Below are 17,643 nucleotides of genomic sequence, written 5' to 3' on the forward strand. Positions count from 1 at the left end.
AATCTAAAAGAAGAATTATTTTTATTTTCAAATGGGATTGGAAATGATTCCTAATTTTCATATAATCTAATTATTAGTATCTTTACAAGATAATTACAGCTATATAACGTAATTAAAAAGATTAACTCAAAATAATATTGTTTTAAAAAAAGTAAAATGTATTTTAAAAAATTAACCTTAATTATTTTTACCGCAATCATCCTTATATCTGTTGCTTGTTCAAAAGAAACTACAATAACAGAAATAAATGATTCTAATGCCTTAGTAGGATCAGGTTCTATTGTATCAAAAGAGGTTTTATTAGCTCAATTTGAAGAAATAGTATTAGAAAAAAATTGTAATGTTGAACTTATAAGAGGAACGGAATATAAAGCAAGTATTTCAGACTATTCTAATTTAGTTCAATATACAAAACTAGAAAATATAGGTTCAAAATTAATTATTAAAACAGAGCCTCAGAATATTATTTTAAATAATTCAAAGGCTAAAGTGATTATTTATCTTCCTGAACAAACCTTAAAAGCAATAAATATTCTAGGGGCTGGAAATATTAATTTTAAAAGTCAATTTAATGACATAACGAATATAGCAATTTCAGGTAGTGGTAATATAACTAATGAAGTTCCATCAGTAACAAAATCTCTAAATATATCAATTAATGGATCAGGAAGTGTAGATGTCTTGAAAACACAGTCTCAAATGGCTATTTGTGATATATCAGGAAGTGGAAACATAAAATTAGCAATTTCCGATATTTTAAATGCTACTATTTTAGGTAGTGGAAATATTTATTACCAAAGTAATAATAATGTAACTTCTATTACAAGCGTAATTACGGGATCAGGAAAAGTAATTAAATTGTAAATAAAAAGAAGGTAGCTAAAAGTAAAATCCAGATAAAATTTGTGATTTTCATAGAAGAACGAGTATAACAATAGATGAAGCGGTAAGATTGCGGACTTTTAAGGTATTCTTTTGTCTGTGGTTTTCAAAATTTTAAAACTATATAAATACATGCTTTTTATTATCTAAAATTACTGATAAAAGACCCTTTTAATTTTTAGAAAACTCTTTTTATTAGAGTGAAGATGTAAGATTTTAGTTATTTTGAATTATAAAAACAAAAAATATTTTAAATATATGTATCGTAGATTCCTAATACATAATTAGGATTAAACTTTTTACTTTTTTATAAGTCTAATTTTTATTTAAGATTATATTTATGAAAAAGATCAATATTTTGTTTTATATCAATATTTTTATACTATTAGGAAGTTGTCTAAAAGAAGATTCTAATGAACCAATTCTAGATCCGATGCCTACAGGTTTATATGGAAGTATGGTATATAAAGAGACTGATATTGTAGTAAATGAAATTACTTATACTACAAGGCCTAATTTTCAAAATTTACAATATACATCTGAAAAAACTAAACAGTTTGAAATAAATCAGCCTTTACTTTCTGCAAAAATGGATCTTTATTTACCCCCAAATGCAAATCCAAGTAAAAAGCAGCCTTTATTAATAATGATTCATGGAGGAGGGTATGAATCTGGGGATAAAAAGGCTTGGGAAAATGAAGCGTATACTTATTCCAGAGCAGGTTATATTTGTGCTTCTTTAAATTATCGATTAACACAAAATGGAGGAAATCAAACCCCTGAATTAAGATTATATACTGTTCAATGTGCTTTAGAAGATATTCAAAATGGTATACGGTTTTTAAAGAAAAATAGCGATATATATTATATAGATACAACTCGTACTATTGTTTTTGGAGGTTCTGCTGGAGGAGGATTATCTTTAACTAATGCAATAGAATATGATGCAGTAATAGGAATAAATGATCATCCTGGTATTTCTAGTAAAACGGAAGGTTCTATTTCTACAGGAGCAACTCTAATTAATGATGATCCAGCAAGCATGCAAACTACCTTACATTATGATAGATTTGATTCACCTATTTTATTATTTCACGCAAAAGAAAATGATTCATCTACAGGGGCAACATGGACTAAGAATGTTATTTCTACTCAAGAGTTAATTAATAATTCAGGAAATTTATGTATAACAGTAGCCCAACCTAATATGACACATATAGTAGGATTAGAATTAGGAGGAAACTATTGGCACTATATACAACCATTTTTATGGACTTATTTAAAAATAGATAAACTCTAACTAAAAAAAGTTATTATAAAGACGGTAATTTTCTAGTGTTTTAATTAGACTAATTGATTAAAAAAAAATGAAAAGCTTTGTGATGAAGATCTAAGGAGAAGAATACACGGAAATTTTTGCAGCAGCGGTAGTCTTATTATATTGAATCTAAAAAATGAGTGCTTTTTTAGATTCAAAGTCATTTTATCTATAATGAATTTTTAAAGCTTAATTTGAGTTTAATTTGTTAATCAAGATAGTTCTTTTTTTATATCAAACATTATTTTACTTTTATTGTAGGTAGTGCTTCTTCTTAGGTATAAAAGATTTCAATTGTTTTATTATTTTATTATAGTAAACTTTAGAATGATGAGAAAAAGCAGTTTTTTATTTATAAAATAAACTACTAGCTGATTTAATAGCAGTTCTTAATGAAAGAGCTGTCTCAAAAGTTTGTAATCTTGTCATTTTTGTAAAGGTTAACAAATGGATAGGTTTGGTTAACCTTTACAATTATGATCAAAAAAGACCTGTGGGGTATGCTTGAATAAGTGAAACCACATAATATTCATTATGGAGCTCCCTCTTTGGTTGGAGTGACAAACATTCCTTTTTTGGGACAGTCTTTAATTAAAATATTCGTATTTTAATATAAACTAGGGAATTTGCTAGGATTAGATTCGTGCATAATTTCATACACTTTTTCAAAAATATCCTCAACAGAAGGTTTTGAAAAATAATCTCCATCAGTTCCATATGCTGGGCGGTGTGCTCTAGCAGTAAGTGTTTCAGGCTGACTATCTAGATGTTTATAGGCTTTCTGTTCTTCTACAATTTGTTGTAAAATATAAGCAGCTGCACCACCAGGAACATCTTCGTCAACAATTAGTAAACGGTTTGTTTTAGCTACAGACTTCACAATATCATGATTAATGTCAAAAGGAAGTAATGATTGTATATCAATAATTTCAACATCAATACCCATTTCAAGTAATTCTTTTGCTGCTTGTTCTACTAAACGTAAAGTGGAACCGTATGAAACAATTGTTATGTCCTTTCCTTCTTTTAGTGTTTCAGTAATACCTATAGGAGTTTTAAATTCACCTATATTAGTAGGCATTTTTTCTTTTAATCGGTATCCATTTAGACACTCTACTACTAATGCAGGTTCATCAGTTTCTAATAGAGTATTGTAAAAACCAGCTGCTTTAGTCATATTACGAGGAACTAATACATGAATTCCACGAATTGCATTTATGATCATTCCCATTGGTGATCCTGAATGCCAAATACCTTCTAAACGATGTCCGCGAGTTCTGATGATTAAAGGTGATTTCTGACGGCCTGCTGTACGATATTGTAATGTTGCAAGATCATCACTCATAATTTGGATAGCGTATAGTAAGTAGTCTAAATACTGTATTTCAGCTATAGGTCTTAAGCCTCTCATAGCCATACCAATTCCTTGTCCTAAGATGGTAGCTTCTCTTATACCTGCATCGCTTACACGCATTTCACCATATTTTTCTTGCATTCCTTCTAAGCCTTGGTTTACGTCTCCAATATTTCCTGAGTCTTCACCAAAAATTAAAGTTTGTGGATATTTTGCAAAAATAGCATCAAAATTGTCTCTTATAATTAAACGAGCATCTACCTCTTCAGAGTTTTCATTATAAGTAGGTTTTACTTCATTAATAGCGTATATATTATTTTCTGATTGAGAAAACAAATGAGAGCTAAATTTAGGTTGAATCTTATCTATGTATTGTGCAATCCAATTTGCTAAAGTTGATTTACTATTTTCTTGAATAAGCATTCTGACTACTTTACGAGCGGTAGTTATAATGTCTTTACGAATAGGTTCTTTAATAGAGATTAAATCATTAGCATATTTTTCTATGAATACCTTATTTGCTGATTCAGAGGCAACAGATTGTAAAATAGTTATCAGTTCATCTCTTTCAGATTTTATAGGATTTGAAAAATTAGCCCAAGCTGTTTTTTTACCTTCTAAAACATCTTTTTGGCTTGCGTGTCAATTTCGTCTAATTCTTCTGTTGTAGCTAAACTATTTTCTAATAGCCATTTGCGCATTTGAGATAAGCAGTCAAATTCTGTTTCCCAAGCTAAACGTTCAGCTGATTTGTAACGTTCATGTGATCCAGAGGTAGAGTGCCCTTGTGGTTGTGTTAATTCATTAACATGAATTAAAACAGGAACATGCTCTTCTCTAGCTATTCTAGAGGCTTGTTGATAAGTTTCTACTAGAGCAGGATAGTCCCATCCCTTTACGTTAAGTATTTCGAAACCGTTATTTTCTTCATCTCTTTGGAAACCTTTTAGGATTTCAGAAATATTTTCTTTTGTAGTCTGATAACGAGCATGTACTGAAATTCCGTATTCATCATCCCATACACTCATTACCATAGGAACTTGTAAAACACCAGCAGCATTAATTGTTTCAAAGAATAATCCTTCTGATGTAGAGGCATTTCCTATAGTTCCCCAAGCTACTTCATTTCCTTTTACAGAAAAATTAGTAGTATTTATTCCTTCTACATTTCTAAATATTTTAGATGCTTGTGCTAATCCTAATAAGCGAGGCATTTGTCCTGCTGTAGGCGAAATATCAGCACTTGAGTTTTTTTGCTTGGTTAAGTCATTCCAATTGCCATTTTCATCTAATGAATGTGTGGCAAAGTGACCTCCCATTTGACGACCAGCACTCATAGGATCAAATGCTAAATCAGTATGTCCGTAAAGACCTGCAAAGAATTGCTCAATAGTTAAAGCACCTATGGCCATCATAAAAGTTTGGTCACGATAATAACCTGAACGAAAATCACCATTTTGGAACGCTTTTGCTAAAGCAAGTTGAGGAACTTCTTTTCCATCTCCAAAAATACCAAATTTTGCTTTTCCTGTTAAAACTTCTTTACGACCTAGTAAACTACACTCGCGACTAATGCGTGCAATTTTGTAATCATTTAAAACTTCTGTTTTAAAATCTTCAAAAGTTAATTCTTTTTTTTCTTCTACTTGTGCCATTTTCTTAAATGTAAGTACGCAAATTTAATTAAAAAGCTGTTATGTTGTGCTTTATTTTGAAAAAATAAAATTTAATTATTCGTATTTTTAATTCGATATAATCTTTTTAATTATTTATTTTTTAAATAAATATTGTTTTTGGTTAGATATGTTTAATTAAAAAAGGTTTTTTTGATTTAAAACCATTTTCTGTTGAAAATACCTAAAAGTGTTTTGGGATTAATTGTAAATTGAAAGCGTATTTTTTCTGTATAATTTTTTTGACCTATTTCCCATCCATTTTTAGAATAGATAGGACAGTATATTTCAAAGTAATCAGGGACAATATTAAAGTGAATTCCAGTATCATAGACAAAGTTAGGATCATGGTATTTGTTTTTGTATAAGCCAATATCTCCATATAATTGAATCCATTTCCATAATGAAGAAGTTATATTAAGTGCTGTAAGCCATTGATTAGCGTAGGGATTGTTGAATTTTGATTTAAATCCACCTTCAGCTATAATGATTTGTTGACTGAAAAAGCCAGATTTTTCACTTCTTCCATAAAAAGAGTAATCAAAGAGGTAATCTTTTGGACGGTCTAGACCAAAATCATAATAGGAAGAATTTGTGTTTTTATATAGGAATAAACCACCGTAAAAACGGAATCCAATTTGATAATTGTTTTCAAAAAGTTTTCTATAGCTTATTTCACTAATATATTTCGCAAATTCATTACCTATTTGTATCTGATTTGAAACATAATATCCTTTGGCAGTTTCATTATTTCCAAAAGAATAACGCGCATTAAAAACGGAGTATCTTAATGGAGATAAAGTGTCTTTTGATAAAGGACTGAATTCTTTATTCACGAAAACATGTCTGAAAGAAAGGCTTTTATATTCGTTCTTTGTAATATCTAAATTTCGAAAACGAAATGTAAGCGCAGGAATAATTCTGAAATAAGAAGCATTTTGGATATAATGGTAATAGGAACTGGATAAAGTAAAACGAGTTTGAAAATTATGATTAGAAGGTTTATTGAGTGAATACCCTACAAATCCACTTCCTGTAAATGATTGGGCATTAAATGAATAACTAGGACTTATTTCATAATTAAAAGGGCGCGCTATAAAACTTTCATTATTAAATATTAAAGAAAGTAATACACCATCATAAACATTATAATCTATGTTAGGATAGTAAAAGATTTGATTTCGTTTAGAGTCTTCTAAATCTCTAAAAAAAGTAAAACGAAATGGTCGGTTCGTTTTAAAAAAAGGAGTGGTTTTATAATTGTTTTTTTTATTTAATTCGGGGAAAAAAATATTTTCATTAATGATAAATTGATCTAGTTCTTTTCTGTTAAAAATTAAGGTAGTATCTTTTTCAAAATTGGGAATAATCCATTTTTGAAAAATCTTTTCTTTATTTTTATAACCGCTTAAAGTAAAAGGAATATTAGAATTTTGATTTTTTTTAATTTCTAATTCAATTTGATTGTTATTGTTTTTAATTTTTCCAAAATGATAATCAACAAATTCTTTAGATGGAATTAATTCATTAAAAAACCAATCTATATTTTTTTGTGCATTCTTTTTTAAAATTTTTTCAAAATCAGTACTAGTACAAAATTGTTGATGATTAATTGTTATAAATTCTTGAATGCTTTTTTCTAAGGATTGGTCTTCTAAATAGTTTTCAAGGTATTTAAAAATTAAGCCTGCTTTGTATTTAAGTGCGATTTGTTCATTGAACTTGCTTAAGTTATTTTTAGGCGTATTAAGGGCTTGATCTAATGTTTTTCTAGCCATCATAAGATAGGCATGATAATATTGTTCGTTGAATTTCGCACTTATTAATTCATAACCTCTTAGAATTTTAAATCGGTTTAGAGTTCCTGCTAAATTTATATTAGGGTAGTACTCTTCAATATAATTGATTAAATAATAGAGTTGAATAGCATCTAATAAATAATGATCTTTTCTCCAATCTATATTTAAATTTGATTTTAAAAAGTTTTGTGAGTAAATTTTTAAAAATTTTAATTCATATAAAAAGCTATTAGGAAAAGGACTTAAAATATTAGGTAATTGATTGAGTCCGTAAAAAGGATTTCGGTCATAATCTACCTGTGATATTAGGAACTTGTTTGTTTTAGATTTGCCTAAATGTTTTTGAAAGTAGTTGATAATTCTATCAATAACAAGGAATTTTTGGATGTCATTAATGTTTTTACTATCTAAATTTGTGACAATAGTCATATTATCATTAGAAATAGTTTCAAAAGTTTTATCCTTTTCTATAATAAATTGGTATTCTTTTAAATTTTTACTTTTAAATGTTTTAGAATCTATTGGGTCTAGGTTAGAGCTAATTTTGTATTGATTAGGTAGTTCAAATGAAAAAATCATTTCATCAATTGATTCGTAGGTAGCATCCTCTGTATTTTCGTTACTATATAAGACCGCAGTATTACTATTTATTTGTCTATTAACTAGTAAAAAACAATCTTTTAAATAAAAATCATCTTTATTAACTCCCCATCTAGTGAATTTACTATTAGGTATTTTAAGTTCATAATCTAATTGTATTTCTACAAAATCATTTGGCTTTAAACTGGGAATATCAATTGAAAATAGATCAATTTTATCAGGGATTCTTAAAGGAGAAACTATAGTATTATTAACTTTTATTGAGTTTAGAAATGTCTCTCCTCTTTCATTTTTGTTTGATAGATGAAAATTTCGAACAAATTGATCAGATAATTTTTTTCCAAGAGGTGTTTGCCTATTAGAGTAACTATGATTCCAATCATTGAATATTAGCTTATTGATAGGATATGGATATTGATTTTTGTAAATAATTTTTTGATGAACAACTAATTTTTGGGAGTGAGGTTCTAATACTACTTTGCAATCTAAAGATTGTTGACTATATGTACGATTTACATTATTAAGTGTAAATAACCAAATGAATATAAGAAAGTGTTGTTTCAAAATTTTAGTTTTATTGCAATATAAATAAAGAAATTTAAATTATTAGGTTATGTAAATAAACGAAAGTTATTTTTTTGTTCTATATGATTCTTGGAAATAGTAAGTATTGAGGAATTATTAATTTATATTTAAAAATATGAATTATCAATATTTTTTAACCCTTTTTGTGTTGTTTTTAATATATATTTACTGGTTGAAAGAATAGTTTGTAAAATTATGTTAAAAATTGTTTTCAAATTATTATGAGTAGAATTTATAGGAAAAAGTAGGCCATTTAAATATTAAAAATAAAAAAAGCATATGAAAAAAATCATCTTTTTATTTCTTTTGACTTTTGTTCAATCTTTTGTAAGTCAGACTTTTGTGCAAAGATATGCGGATGTAGTCGGGCAAGTGTCACAAGATAATATAACTAGTTATTTGACTGAATTTGAAAGTTTAGGGGTAAAATATAGAGGTACTCAAGCATTAGAAAATACTTATCAATGGCTTGTTAATAAGTACAAATCTTATGGTTATACAGATACACAAATAGTAACAGATAGTTATACTTATTCAGGTACTACATGTAAAAATTTAGTTGTAACTAAAACAGGAACTACTTATCCTAATACTTATATTGTTGTTTGTGGTCATTATGATAGTATAAATGGTAGGGGGACGAATGATAATGGGAGTGGTGTAGTTTCTATTTTAGAAATGGCACGACTGATAAAAGATATAAATACAGAATACTCAATTAAATTTATTAATTTTAGTGGGGAAGAAGATAATCTAAAAGGGAGTCAGCATTATTTGAGTTCAGTTGTAAATGCTACTGTTCCTAAAATGAATATTCGTTTAGTGTTTAATTTAGATGAGGTAGGAGGGGTATCTGATTTAGTAAATGATAAAATTACTTGTGAGAGAGATCAAAATAATACTCCTTTAGCTAACAATGTTCTTTCGGATACTTATACTCATGAATTGATGAGGTGTGTAGAATTATACTCACCGTTAAAAGCAGTATTGTCTTACGCATATGCTTCTGATTATATTCCGTTTGAGTTAAATAATGAAGTTATAACAGGTTTTTTTGAAACGAATGAAACATCACATAAACATACGCAAACCGATTTATTGGTTAATATGGATCCTGTTTATAATTATAAAGTAGCACAAGCAGCTTTGGGGGGATTATTGCATTTTTCAGCAGCTGAAACAATTCTTGCTTTAGATTCATTAGAAGAAACGAATACAATTTTATTTTATCCAAATATTTCTGAAAATATATTACAAATACATACAGAAGGAATGAATCTTAAAAAATTTAAAATTCAATTGTATGATATAAGAGGAGTAAAGGTGGTTGAAAAAAAAATTTATCAGCCTGAGTCATTAGAAAAAATTGATATTACTAATTTTTCAAAAGGAGTTTATTTTGTTTTATTTGAGAGTGATGAATTAAAAGTTAAGAAAAAAATCTTATTTCATTAAAAAAGGGTTTATAAAATAAATAAGCTTCACCAAAAGTGAAGCTTATAATACAAACCAACCTAATTAATTTATTATATTAGTATTAAACTAAATATGAATTAAATTCTTAATTTATCATTAGACAAATAGTGTGCCAATTCATAATTTATTTTTTAAATAAATTCCAGTAATTGATTTTTTATTTTTTGCTACTTGCTCTGGTGTACCAAAAGCTAATAATTGCCCACCATTTTCACCTCCTTCAGGACCTAGATCTATAATGTAATCTGCACATTTAATCATATCTAGATTGTGCTCAATGACTAATATAGAATGGCCTTTTTCTATTAGGGCATCAAATGATTTTAATAGCTTTTTTATATCATGAAAATGTAGGCCTGTTGTGGGTTCATCAAAAATAAAAAGAGCTTTGTCTTTTGTAGCTCCTTTAACTAAAAAAAGACGCAAGTTTAATACGTTGTGCTTCACCTCCAGATAATGTTGAGGAAGATTGTCCTAATTGTACATAGCCTAATCCAACATCTTGTAAGGGTTGTAATTTTAGTACTATTTTGTTCTGATTTTTAGCTTTAAAGAAATCTAAAGCATCATCTATAGTTAATTTAAGAATGTCATCTATATTTTTTCCTTCAAATTGAACTTCTAAAATTTCTTTTTTAAAGCGTTTTCCATTACATGTTTCACAAGGTAATGAAACATCTGCCATGAAAACCATTTCTACATTTATTGTTCCCTCTCCTTTACAACTTTCACATCTTCCTCCCTCTACGTTAAAAGAGAAGTGTTTAGGTTGGTATCCTCTTAGTTTAGAAACTTTTTCTTTAGCAAATAGGTCACGAATATCGTCGTATGCCTTTATATAGGTAACAGGGTTAGAACGAGAACTACGGCCTATAGGATTTTGATCTACATATTCTACATGTTTAATATGGGAATAGTTTCCTGATATTTCAGTAAATTCTCCTGGTTTTTCACTAACTCCTTCTAATTGTTTTTGTAATGCGGGATAAAGTATTTTTTTGACTAATGTACTTTTTCCTGAACCTGATACACCAGTAATAATTGTTAACACATCAAGAGGTATAGTAACGTCTAAATTTTGTAAATTATTTTCTCGAGCACCAATAATGTCTATATGATTTTTGAATTTTCTTCTTTTTTGAGGGGTATCTATTGTTTGTTTTCCATTTAAATATTGCGAGGTAAGAGAATTTGATTGTAAAATTTCTTCATAAGTACCTTGTGCTACTAAATTACCACCATAAGTACCTGCTTCAGGACCAATATCTATAATCATATCAGCTGACTTCATGATATCTTCATCATGCTCTACGACGATTACAGTATTACCTAAATCACGTAATGATTCTAACACTCTTGTTAGTTTTTCAGTATCTTTAGGATGTAATCCTATACTCGGCTCGTCTAATATATACATAGATCCTACAAGACTGCTTCCTAATGATGTAGCTAGGTTAATGCGTTGTGATTCACCACCAGAAAGAGTGGCAGAATTCCGGTTGAGAGTTAAATAATCTAAACCTACATTTTCTAAAAAAGCTAAACGGTTGTTAATTTCTATAAGCAATCGTTTTGCTACTTTTGCGTCGTATTCAGATAATTTTAATTCTTTAAAGAAAGGAATTAATTTTCGAATGGGTAAATCTACAAGTTCCGGTAATGTTTTGCGTTCTATTTTTACATAACTGGCTTCTGGTCTTAATCGTTTTCCTTTGCAAGTTGTACACTTTGTTTTACCTCTATAACGTGATAATAATACACGATTTTGAATTTTGTAGTTTTTTTCTTCTAATTCTTTAAAAAAGGTGTTGAGTCCTTCAAAATATTGATTTCCTTCCCAAATTAATTGTTTTTGTGATTCTTCTAGTTCAAAGTAAGGTTTGTGAATAGGAAAACTGAATTTATGTGAATTATTTACTAATTGATCACGATACCAGCTCATACTTTCTCCTTTCCAAGGGGCAATACAGTTTTCATATACAGATAATGCTGTATTAGGGATCACTAAATCATGATCTATGCCTATTATATTACCATATCCTTCACAAGTAGGACAAGCTCCATAGGGATTATTAAAACTGAACAAGTGAATATTGGGTTCTAAAAAAGAAAGTCCATCTAATTCAAAATTAGCACTAAATGTTATTTTTTCTGAATTATTGAATTCTTGTAAGTAACAAAAACCTTTACCTTCATAAAAAGCAGTTTGAACGGCATCGGCTAATCTATTATAAAAATCTTCTTCATGTCTAATTACTAAACGGTCAATAATTAGTAAAATATCTTTGCCTGTATAAAATTCTTTTTTATTAATATCTTCCGAATCTGTAAATTCGTCTAAACGAATAGTCTCATTATTAATTAATATTCTACTAAAACCTTGTTGTAGAAGAACTTTTAGTTTATTTTCTAAAGTTCTTCCTTCTTCTAGATATATAGGTGCTAGAAGAAGGTAGCGACTTCCTTCTTCTAATTTTTCAACATATTGTATTACGTCTGTTACAGTATTTTTTTTTACTTCTAAACCAGAAATAGGTGAGTAAGTTTTTCCAATCCGCGCAAATAGTAGTTTTAGGTAATCATAAATTTCGGTAGAAGTGCCTACAGTAGATCTTGCATTCGTCGTGTTTACTTTTTGTTCTATTGCTACAGCTGGAGCAATTCCTTTTATGTAATCTACTTTTGGTTTATCAAGTCTGCCTAAAAACTGTCGAGCATAACTTGAGAGACTTTCAACATACCTACGTTGTCCTTCTGCATACAACGTATCAAATGCTAAGCTAGATTTACCAGAACCTGATAATCCTGTAATAACTACTAATTTATTTCTTGGGATTGCAACATCTAAATTTTTTAAATTATGAATTTGCGCTCCTTTTATGAGTATATTTTTTTAGGGTCTAAAGTATGAATATCTTGTATCATTCTAAACAAAACGAATTTGTACAAAGGTAAATAAATATAATTTCAAAATAAGGATGTATAAAATTTCATTTTCTTGACTTTTTATATGAGTAATAGTATTTTATTGCTTCTAATACAATAAAAAAGAGATTTATATTTTTAGTTTAAATGAGTCTTATAATTCTTTTAATAATCAATTAATTGATTATTTTAAAAAATGTTATTAAGGATTTAAAAAATCATTTAGAATGACTTTTTAAAGTATATAAACAGTATAAAATGCTAAAAGAGGCTAAAGCTGGGGTAATAAAGTTGTGTTTTAGTAAATAAATTTTAAAATAATAGCTTAATTTTTTTATTTAAATCATTCGTTATAATTCTTTTTATATCAAATAAGTAAGAGGTATATATTAATAAAAACTTTAATTTTTAATAGTTTTTATATTTCGTATTAAAATTAAACTTTGCCAGATAGCTAGAGAAATGAATATTATGGGAATATAATTTTGAAAAGGGAATAGTTTGTAATTTATAGTTTTGTTTAAGCATACGATGAGAGTAAACATACCTGTAAAGGTACCTACTGAAGCACCAAAAGTATACAAAATCAAATTTTTTTGTTGGGAACTTATATAGTTTTCATTTATTAGATATAAATTCCAGCTGAACCAAAACGGAATTTGGGTGAAATTTAAAGTACTTAATACTATTCCTGTAATAAAAGGATAGTTTATTAAATATGTAATGATAGAAGTGTATTGATTAGAGGCTTGTGGAGTACTTGGTTGTTTAGCTAAATAGGAAAGAAGTAGCAGAAATAGAATACTAAATAATGAAATTTTAATTTTTAATTTAGGATTTAATTTGATTTTAGAAATACTTTTAGCGGTATAATAAATAATTAAACTCTCGATCATTACTATGCCTAGTAAGTAAAATAGAGTAGGAGTTAGGTTGTTTTTTTTAAAATATTCTAAACCTATTATATTTAAATAACCAAGTGGTATTGAGCCTACAAAACTAATGGCAAAACCAATTGTGATATTTTTGAGTTTTTGATACATTTTGTTGTTTTGATGATTGGTTTTCAATACGTGAAATTTTTAAATATTAAATGTATTTAGACTTGTGTTAGTCTATAAAAATGTTCTTGATGTTTACGGTATTCACTCATCCCTTCTTTATAGTTTAAATAAGCGATCCCTTTTGTATGATTTTCTTGACTAATTTGATACATATATGTAATATGACGGGCAATTTCTTTCCAAGCAAAAAAGATAGAATGATTAGGGTCGTAAATATGAGTAGGCTCACTTGCTGAACCATTTAGTTCTACGATCATAAAGTTTTTTCCGTTTTCTAATTCGTCCCAAGTATTATACATTAGGTCCATACGGCCATAATAAAATCCATCTATTTGCTGACACATAGTGTCAATTACTTTGGTCAGTTTTTCAGAAATTTTATGACTTATGTCTAGGAATTTAGTACCTCTACAATGATTACCGAAAGGTACAAGGTTATAAACTTCTCCTTTGGGTAAAATATCTTGTATTTTGGAACCTAATTCTTTTTTTAAGGTATTTAATTGTAATTCATATCTAGGATCTTGTTTGATGAGTTTTTCAATACTGTTTTTTCCATCCCCTTTAATGATCATAAATTCTTTAGATACAATTCCTGTAATACGACCTTGTTTTTCATTAGGAAAACGAACGTAAAATATCCCAATTTCATTAGAAAAAGGAATTAATTCTTGAATTAAGTAATTAAACTGAACATTTTTATGGTAGTGTTTTAATTCATCAAGGGAATAAATTCGCTTTACAGCACTTCCACGTAAACCTATATCAGGTTTTACTATAAAAGGAAAAGAAAGGGTATGATTATTAAGATTGTCTATTGATTCTTTATGATTTATTAAATGAGTTTTAGGATAGTATTTTTGAGGGATTAGTTTATAAATTTCATTTTTACTTTCATTAAAAAAGCCTCCATTTTTAATTGTTGGATTAACAGCATTAAAGAAGAATAAGGATCTAGAACGTAAAGCATAATATATCCATAAAAAGTAAATAGGGATGTAGAGTACTTGAAATGGCCAATATTCCCAATGTGTTAATTTGTGTATAAAAAGTTTCATTATAACATTAAAAAAGTGTTTTCGTAAGTTTGAGCGGTAATTAAATCCTTGTGGCTAAAAACCATTTTATTTTGGTTAATTATTGTTTGGGTAATACTTTGAGTAATTAGAGTATTATTCCGGTTTATGATTAGTCCATTTTCCTTATCTTCTTGATTTGTATATTCATGAAAATGAACTATATCTTTTGCATTAATTATATCTTTACTTTTGATAAAAATATTAAATAGAGACTCTCTTTTTTTTCTAATATTAGGAGAATATAAGGTAGATGATGACCATATATATTTACCTTCATGATCTAACTTTTGTGTGTCTTTTGTGATACCATTCCAGCGTAATTGATAAAGTTGTTTATTGATATATGCTATTAGTGTAAAAGGTTCTATATCGGTAAGATTAATGGTTAACCATTTGTCTAGACAATCACAACTATCAAATATTTCTAATAGGATTAAACCGCGACTTTTTCGGTAATTTTCTTCAGAAATATGTTTTTCTATTGCACCGTTTAATAAAACAATTATATTTCCTTTGTCATCTAGTATATACCAAGTACCTCCTGCTTTAGAATCTTTAGGGAAAAACATTTTTTTACGTTCACCCATATAAGATTTAGGAATCAATGCTTTAGGGCGAGCTATTTTTTCATCTCTATTAGAAGTAATAATGATGGTTTGGTTACTAAAAATATAACTTACTGTACACATAATTTACGGAATTCAATAGTAGATGGTGCAACACCAAATGTTTCTGAAATTTGAACATGATTAAAATCTAATAAAGCAACTTTTATTAAGGCTTGATGATGGATGCAATGCTCTAAATTATAAAGTACTTCTCTGAAATAATTGGTTTCTAAAAAAGTTGGAATTCCAGAAATACAATGTTCCATTACCAGTTTTTATTTTCTTTTTCAACCTCATTAATAATTTTATTAATAGCATTTATTGCTTGTATTCTAATGGTTTGGATGGTTTTGTCACGTTCTCTATTGTCATAGTTAATTATCCCATTGTTATATCCTTTTATAAGGGCTTGATATAATTCAATAATATGACGAGTATGTTCTCCTATTGTGGCATTGCTTAAACAAAAATTAGGAGTTATAAAATCGTGATCATTTAATTGTATAATAATGTCTTTTAGTTCTAAAAGTGTATTTTTAATAGAGGTAAAATTCATAAGAATGTATTTTTAAATTGATTGAAATTTTTAATAAAATCATTTTTATATAGAAGTGATAAATAACTACTTATTGTAAAAGAAATACACGCTAATATGTAAAGGGTTCCTCCGTCATCTATAATTTCAAGCCCTAGAATAGATAAATGAGACAATAAAGCAATAGTCATAGTACCTAAAATTAGTAGAGAAGCATAAAATCGAGTTCTATTGAAAAATAATAAAACAGAGCTAATCAATTCTATGATCCCAGTGAAAATTCTACCAAAAGGTTCTATATTAAGTTTTTTAAATATATAAATGGATTCAGGGTTAGCTGTAAATTTGAAAAATAGAGTTTGAAGTAATATAATCGCTAAAATTAATTTTAATATGAAATGTATTTTAGAAGAGTCCATTATTGAAAAAATTAAGTTACGATAGGTTTTTGTTTTATTCTTAAAATTTATTTTCTTTATTTCGACATTTTAAAAATATTTAAGATTGCCCGAAAAGTAAATATGTTCAAATAATTTGCTTATGAATAATAAGAAAAATAATAATCTGAAATTTGAACAAAGTTTTTTTGATTGAATCAAAATTTTAAACTATTCTATATACTTTTCAGGCATCTTTGTATAAATATTTAATTAAAATAACGTATTGTCTAATGTTTAATCGTAACTTATTAATTATATAGGAATTAAAATAATAAATTTTATTGTTTATTTCTTTTGTAATAAGTCAGACCAAAAGGGTTATTTTCTACTGTTATATCTTGTTCATGTATTAGTTTGTTTTGACTTATTTTATATACTGATACACTCGTATTGTTTGGTCCAGAATGAGTTGCAAAAATTTTAGTACCTTCTTTATTTAAAACTATATTATGCGGAATGGGTTTACTACTTGAAATAGGAGACTCATTTTGTGTTAGATCATTTGTTTTAAGAGAATATATCTGACCACCAGTAATGTTTGTAATAAAAATAGTTTCTAAATTAGGACTAGGGTATAATCCATGAGCACCAGGATATAATTTTTGAGAAATGATTTCTAATTTTTCTCCATCTATATTATATACTTCTCCTGACTGACATGGTACAATTAACTTATTATAATTAGATAAATGGAATAAATGAGGATCTTTACCCACATTTACTTCTTTCAGTTTTTCATAATTATTAGTAGAATATAGATATACTTTATCGGGCACTGATTGATTCGAATTAATAACGGATATATAAGCCTTAGTTCCATCTTTTGTTAAAAAAACATCATGCGGTTTCATATCCACATTTATTGTTTTAATAATTGAATTTGAGCTTAAATCAATAACAGAAATAGTGTTATCTATATCATTATTAACCCAAAGTCGTTTCCCTAATTCGTCAGCCCACATATGAAAAACGCCATTTCCTACGGATATAGAATTTTCTATTTTTTTTTGTGCTAGGGTTTATGATATGAACCTGTTTGTTTTTTCTATCTCCTACGTATAATTTATCTTTAGTAGGTACAAAAACTACGTACATAGGTTCTGAATTAGGAATTTTTAGAGTACTGATTATAGAATTTGTGTTAGCATCAAAAAAACTAATAGAAGAAGAATTTCTATTGGCAACAGCTACAGTTTCTTCGTACATAATATTTTCTGTACTAGTGTCATTATTTTTTTCACAGGATAAAATGAAGAAACTAATAAAAAAAGTTTTTAATGCAAGAATTGGAAATGTATTTCTCAT

The 17,643-nt window shown here is 27.7% G+C and carries 12 protein-coding genes and 2 pseudogenes; 3 read left to right on the forward strand and 11 right to left on the reverse strand.

All coding sequences use genetic code 11. The annotated features are described in order from the left end of the window. The first annotated feature begins 156 nt into the window (after positions 1-156). Together JJC03_RS13585 and JJC03_RS13590 are read left to right on the forward strand one after the other, a co-directional pair. Complete coding sequence (locus tag JJC03_RS13585; protein WP_235873483.1) at positions 157-864, forward strand: GIN domain-containing protein; 708 nt, start codon at positions 157-159, stop codon at positions 862-864. Between the two features lie 358 nt (positions 865-1,222). Further along, positions 1,223-2,182 (forward strand): alpha/beta hydrolase, encoded by a 960-nt coding sequence (locus JJC03_RS13590; protein WP_235873484.1) that lies wholly within the window; start codon positions 1,223-1,225, stop codon positions 2,180-2,182. Between the two features lie 625 nt (positions 2,183-2,807). On the opposite strand, the pseudogene JJC03_RS13595 reads toward JJC03_RS13590, so the two are convergent. Both JJC03_RS13595 and JJC03_RS13600 read right to left on the reverse strand, forming a co-directional pair. Continuing rightward, positions 2,808-5,209, reverse strand: a pseudogene (locus JJC03_RS13595) (alpha-ketoacid dehydrogenase subunit alpha/beta). Positions 5,210-5,385: 176 nt separating this feature from the next. Beyond that, complete coding sequence (locus JJC03_RS13600) at positions 5,386-8,190, reverse strand: aminopeptidase (protein ID WP_235873485.1); 2,805 nt, start codon at positions 8,188-8,190, stop codon at positions 5,386-5,388. A gap of 300 nt (positions 8,191-8,490) precedes the next feature. Here JJC03_RS13600 and JJC03_RS13605 point away from each other — a divergent pair, with 300 nt between their 5' ends. Next, positions 8,491-9,666, forward strand: coding sequence for a M28 family peptidase (locus JJC03_RS13605; RefSeq protein ID WP_235873486.1), 1,176 nt, complete (start codon positions 8,491-8,493; stop codon positions 9,664-9,666). Positions 9,667-9,804: 138 nt separating this feature from the next. Here the strand turns inward: JJC03_RS13605 and uvrA are convergent. The 9 genes and pseudogenes from uvrA to JJC03_RS18155 all read right to left on the reverse strand — a co-directional run bounded on the left by uvrA (position 9,805) and on the right by JJC03_RS18155 (position 17,643). Continuing rightward, positions 9,805-12,612: pseudogene (gene uvrA, locus JJC03_RS13610) on the reverse strand (excinuclease ABC subunit UvrA). Positions 12,613-13,013: 401 nt separating this feature from the next. After that, positions 13,014-13,682 (reverse strand): hypothetical protein, encoded by a 669-nt coding sequence (locus tag JJC03_RS13615; protein WP_123895799.1) that lies wholly within the window; start codon positions 13,680-13,682, stop codon positions 13,014-13,016. 29 nt (positions 13,683-13,711) lie between these two features. Beyond that, positions 13,712-14,734, reverse strand: a complete 1,023-nt coding sequence (locus tag JJC03_RS13620; RefSeq protein ID WP_088398567.1) for an ATP-grasp domain-containing protein — start codon at positions 14,732-14,734, stop codon at positions 13,712-13,714. After that, positions 14,734-15,444, reverse strand: coding sequence for an NRDE family protein (locus tag JJC03_RS13625; RefSeq protein ID WP_088398568.1), 711 nt, complete (start codon positions 15,442-15,444; stop codon positions 14,734-14,736). The genes JJC03_RS13620 and JJC03_RS13625 overlap by 1 nt, the downstream gene beginning before the upstream one ends. Beyond that, on the reverse strand, positions 15,432-15,629 hold the full coding sequence (locus tag JJC03_RS18145) for a hypothetical protein (protein WP_258931915.1): 198 nt from the start codon (positions 15,627-15,629) through the stop codon (positions 15,432-15,434). Before JJC03_RS18145 ends, JJC03_RS13625 begins: the two co-directional genes overlap by 13 nt. After that, the gene (locus tag JJC03_RS18150) at positions 15,629-15,919 is read right to left on the reverse strand and encodes a hypothetical protein (protein WP_258931916.1); all 291 of its coding nucleotides are present in this window, start codon (positions 15,917-15,919) and stop codon (positions 15,629-15,631) included. Before JJC03_RS18150 ends, JJC03_RS18145 begins: the two co-directional genes overlap by 1 nt. After that, positions 15,916-16,317 carry a DoxX family protein gene (locus JJC03_RS13635; RefSeq protein ID WP_235873487.1) on the reverse strand — a complete coding sequence of 134 codons (402 nt, stop codon included), beginning with the start codon at positions 16,315-16,317 and terminating at the stop codon, positions 15,916-15,918. The genes JJC03_RS18150 and JJC03_RS13635 overlap by 4 nt, the downstream gene beginning before the upstream one ends. A gap of 299 nt (positions 16,318-16,616) precedes the next feature. Further along, a complete protein-coding gene (locus JJC03_RS13640) occupies positions 16,617-17,300 on the reverse strand; it encodes a YncE family protein (RefSeq protein WP_258931918.1) in 684 nt (227 codons plus the stop codon). Beyond that, positions 17,290-17,643, reverse strand: a complete 354-nt coding sequence (locus tag JJC03_RS18155; RefSeq protein WP_258931919.1) for a YncE family protein — start codon at positions 17,641-17,643, stop codon at positions 17,290-17,292. The genes JJC03_RS13640 and JJC03_RS18155 overlap by 11 nt, the downstream gene beginning before the upstream one ends.

The sequence above is a fragment of the Flavobacterium oreochromis genome, assembly GCF_019565455.1.
Classification (GTDB): Bacteria; Bacteroidota; Bacteroidia; order Flavobacteriales; family Flavobacteriaceae; genus Flavobacterium; species Flavobacterium oreochromis.

Coding starts and splice junctions, on each gene's coding strand:
- JJC03_RS13620 (WP_088398567.1), bottom strand. CDS start 14,734: ATGAAACTTTTTATACACAAATTAACACATTGGGAATATTGGCCATTT.
- JJC03_RS18150 (WP_258931916.1), bottom strand. CDS start 15,919: ATGAATTTTACCTCTATTAAAAATACACTTTTAGAACTAAAAGACATT.
- JJC03_RS18155 (WP_258931919.1), bottom strand. CDS start 17,643: ATGAGAAATACATTTCCAATTCTTGCATTAAAAACTTTTTTTATTAGT.
- JJC03_RS13585 (WP_235873483.1), top strand. CDS start 157: ATGTATTTTAAAAAATTAACCTTAATTATTTTTACCGCAATCATCCTT.
- JJC03_RS13590 (WP_235873484.1), top strand. CDS start 1,223: ATGAAAAAGATCAATATTTTGTTTTATATCAATATTTTTATACTATTA.
- JJC03_RS13605 (WP_235873486.1), top strand. CDS start 8,491: ATGAAAAAAATCATCTTTTTATTTCTTTTGACTTTTGTTCAATCTTTT.
- JJC03_RS13640 (WP_258931918.1), bottom strand. CDS start 17,300: ATGTGGGCTGACGAATTAGGGAAACGACTTTGGGTTAATAATGATATA.
- JJC03_RS13625 (WP_088398568.1), bottom strand. CDS start 15,444: ATGTGTACAGTAAGTTATATTTTTAGTAACCAAACCATCATTATTACT.
- JJC03_RS18145 (WP_258931915.1), bottom strand. CDS start 15,629: ATGGAACATTGTATTTCTGGAATTCCAACTTTTTTAGAAACCAATTAT.
- JJC03_RS13635 (WP_235873487.1), bottom strand. CDS start 16,317: ATGGACTCTTCTAAAATACATTTCATATTAAAATTAATTTTAGCGATT.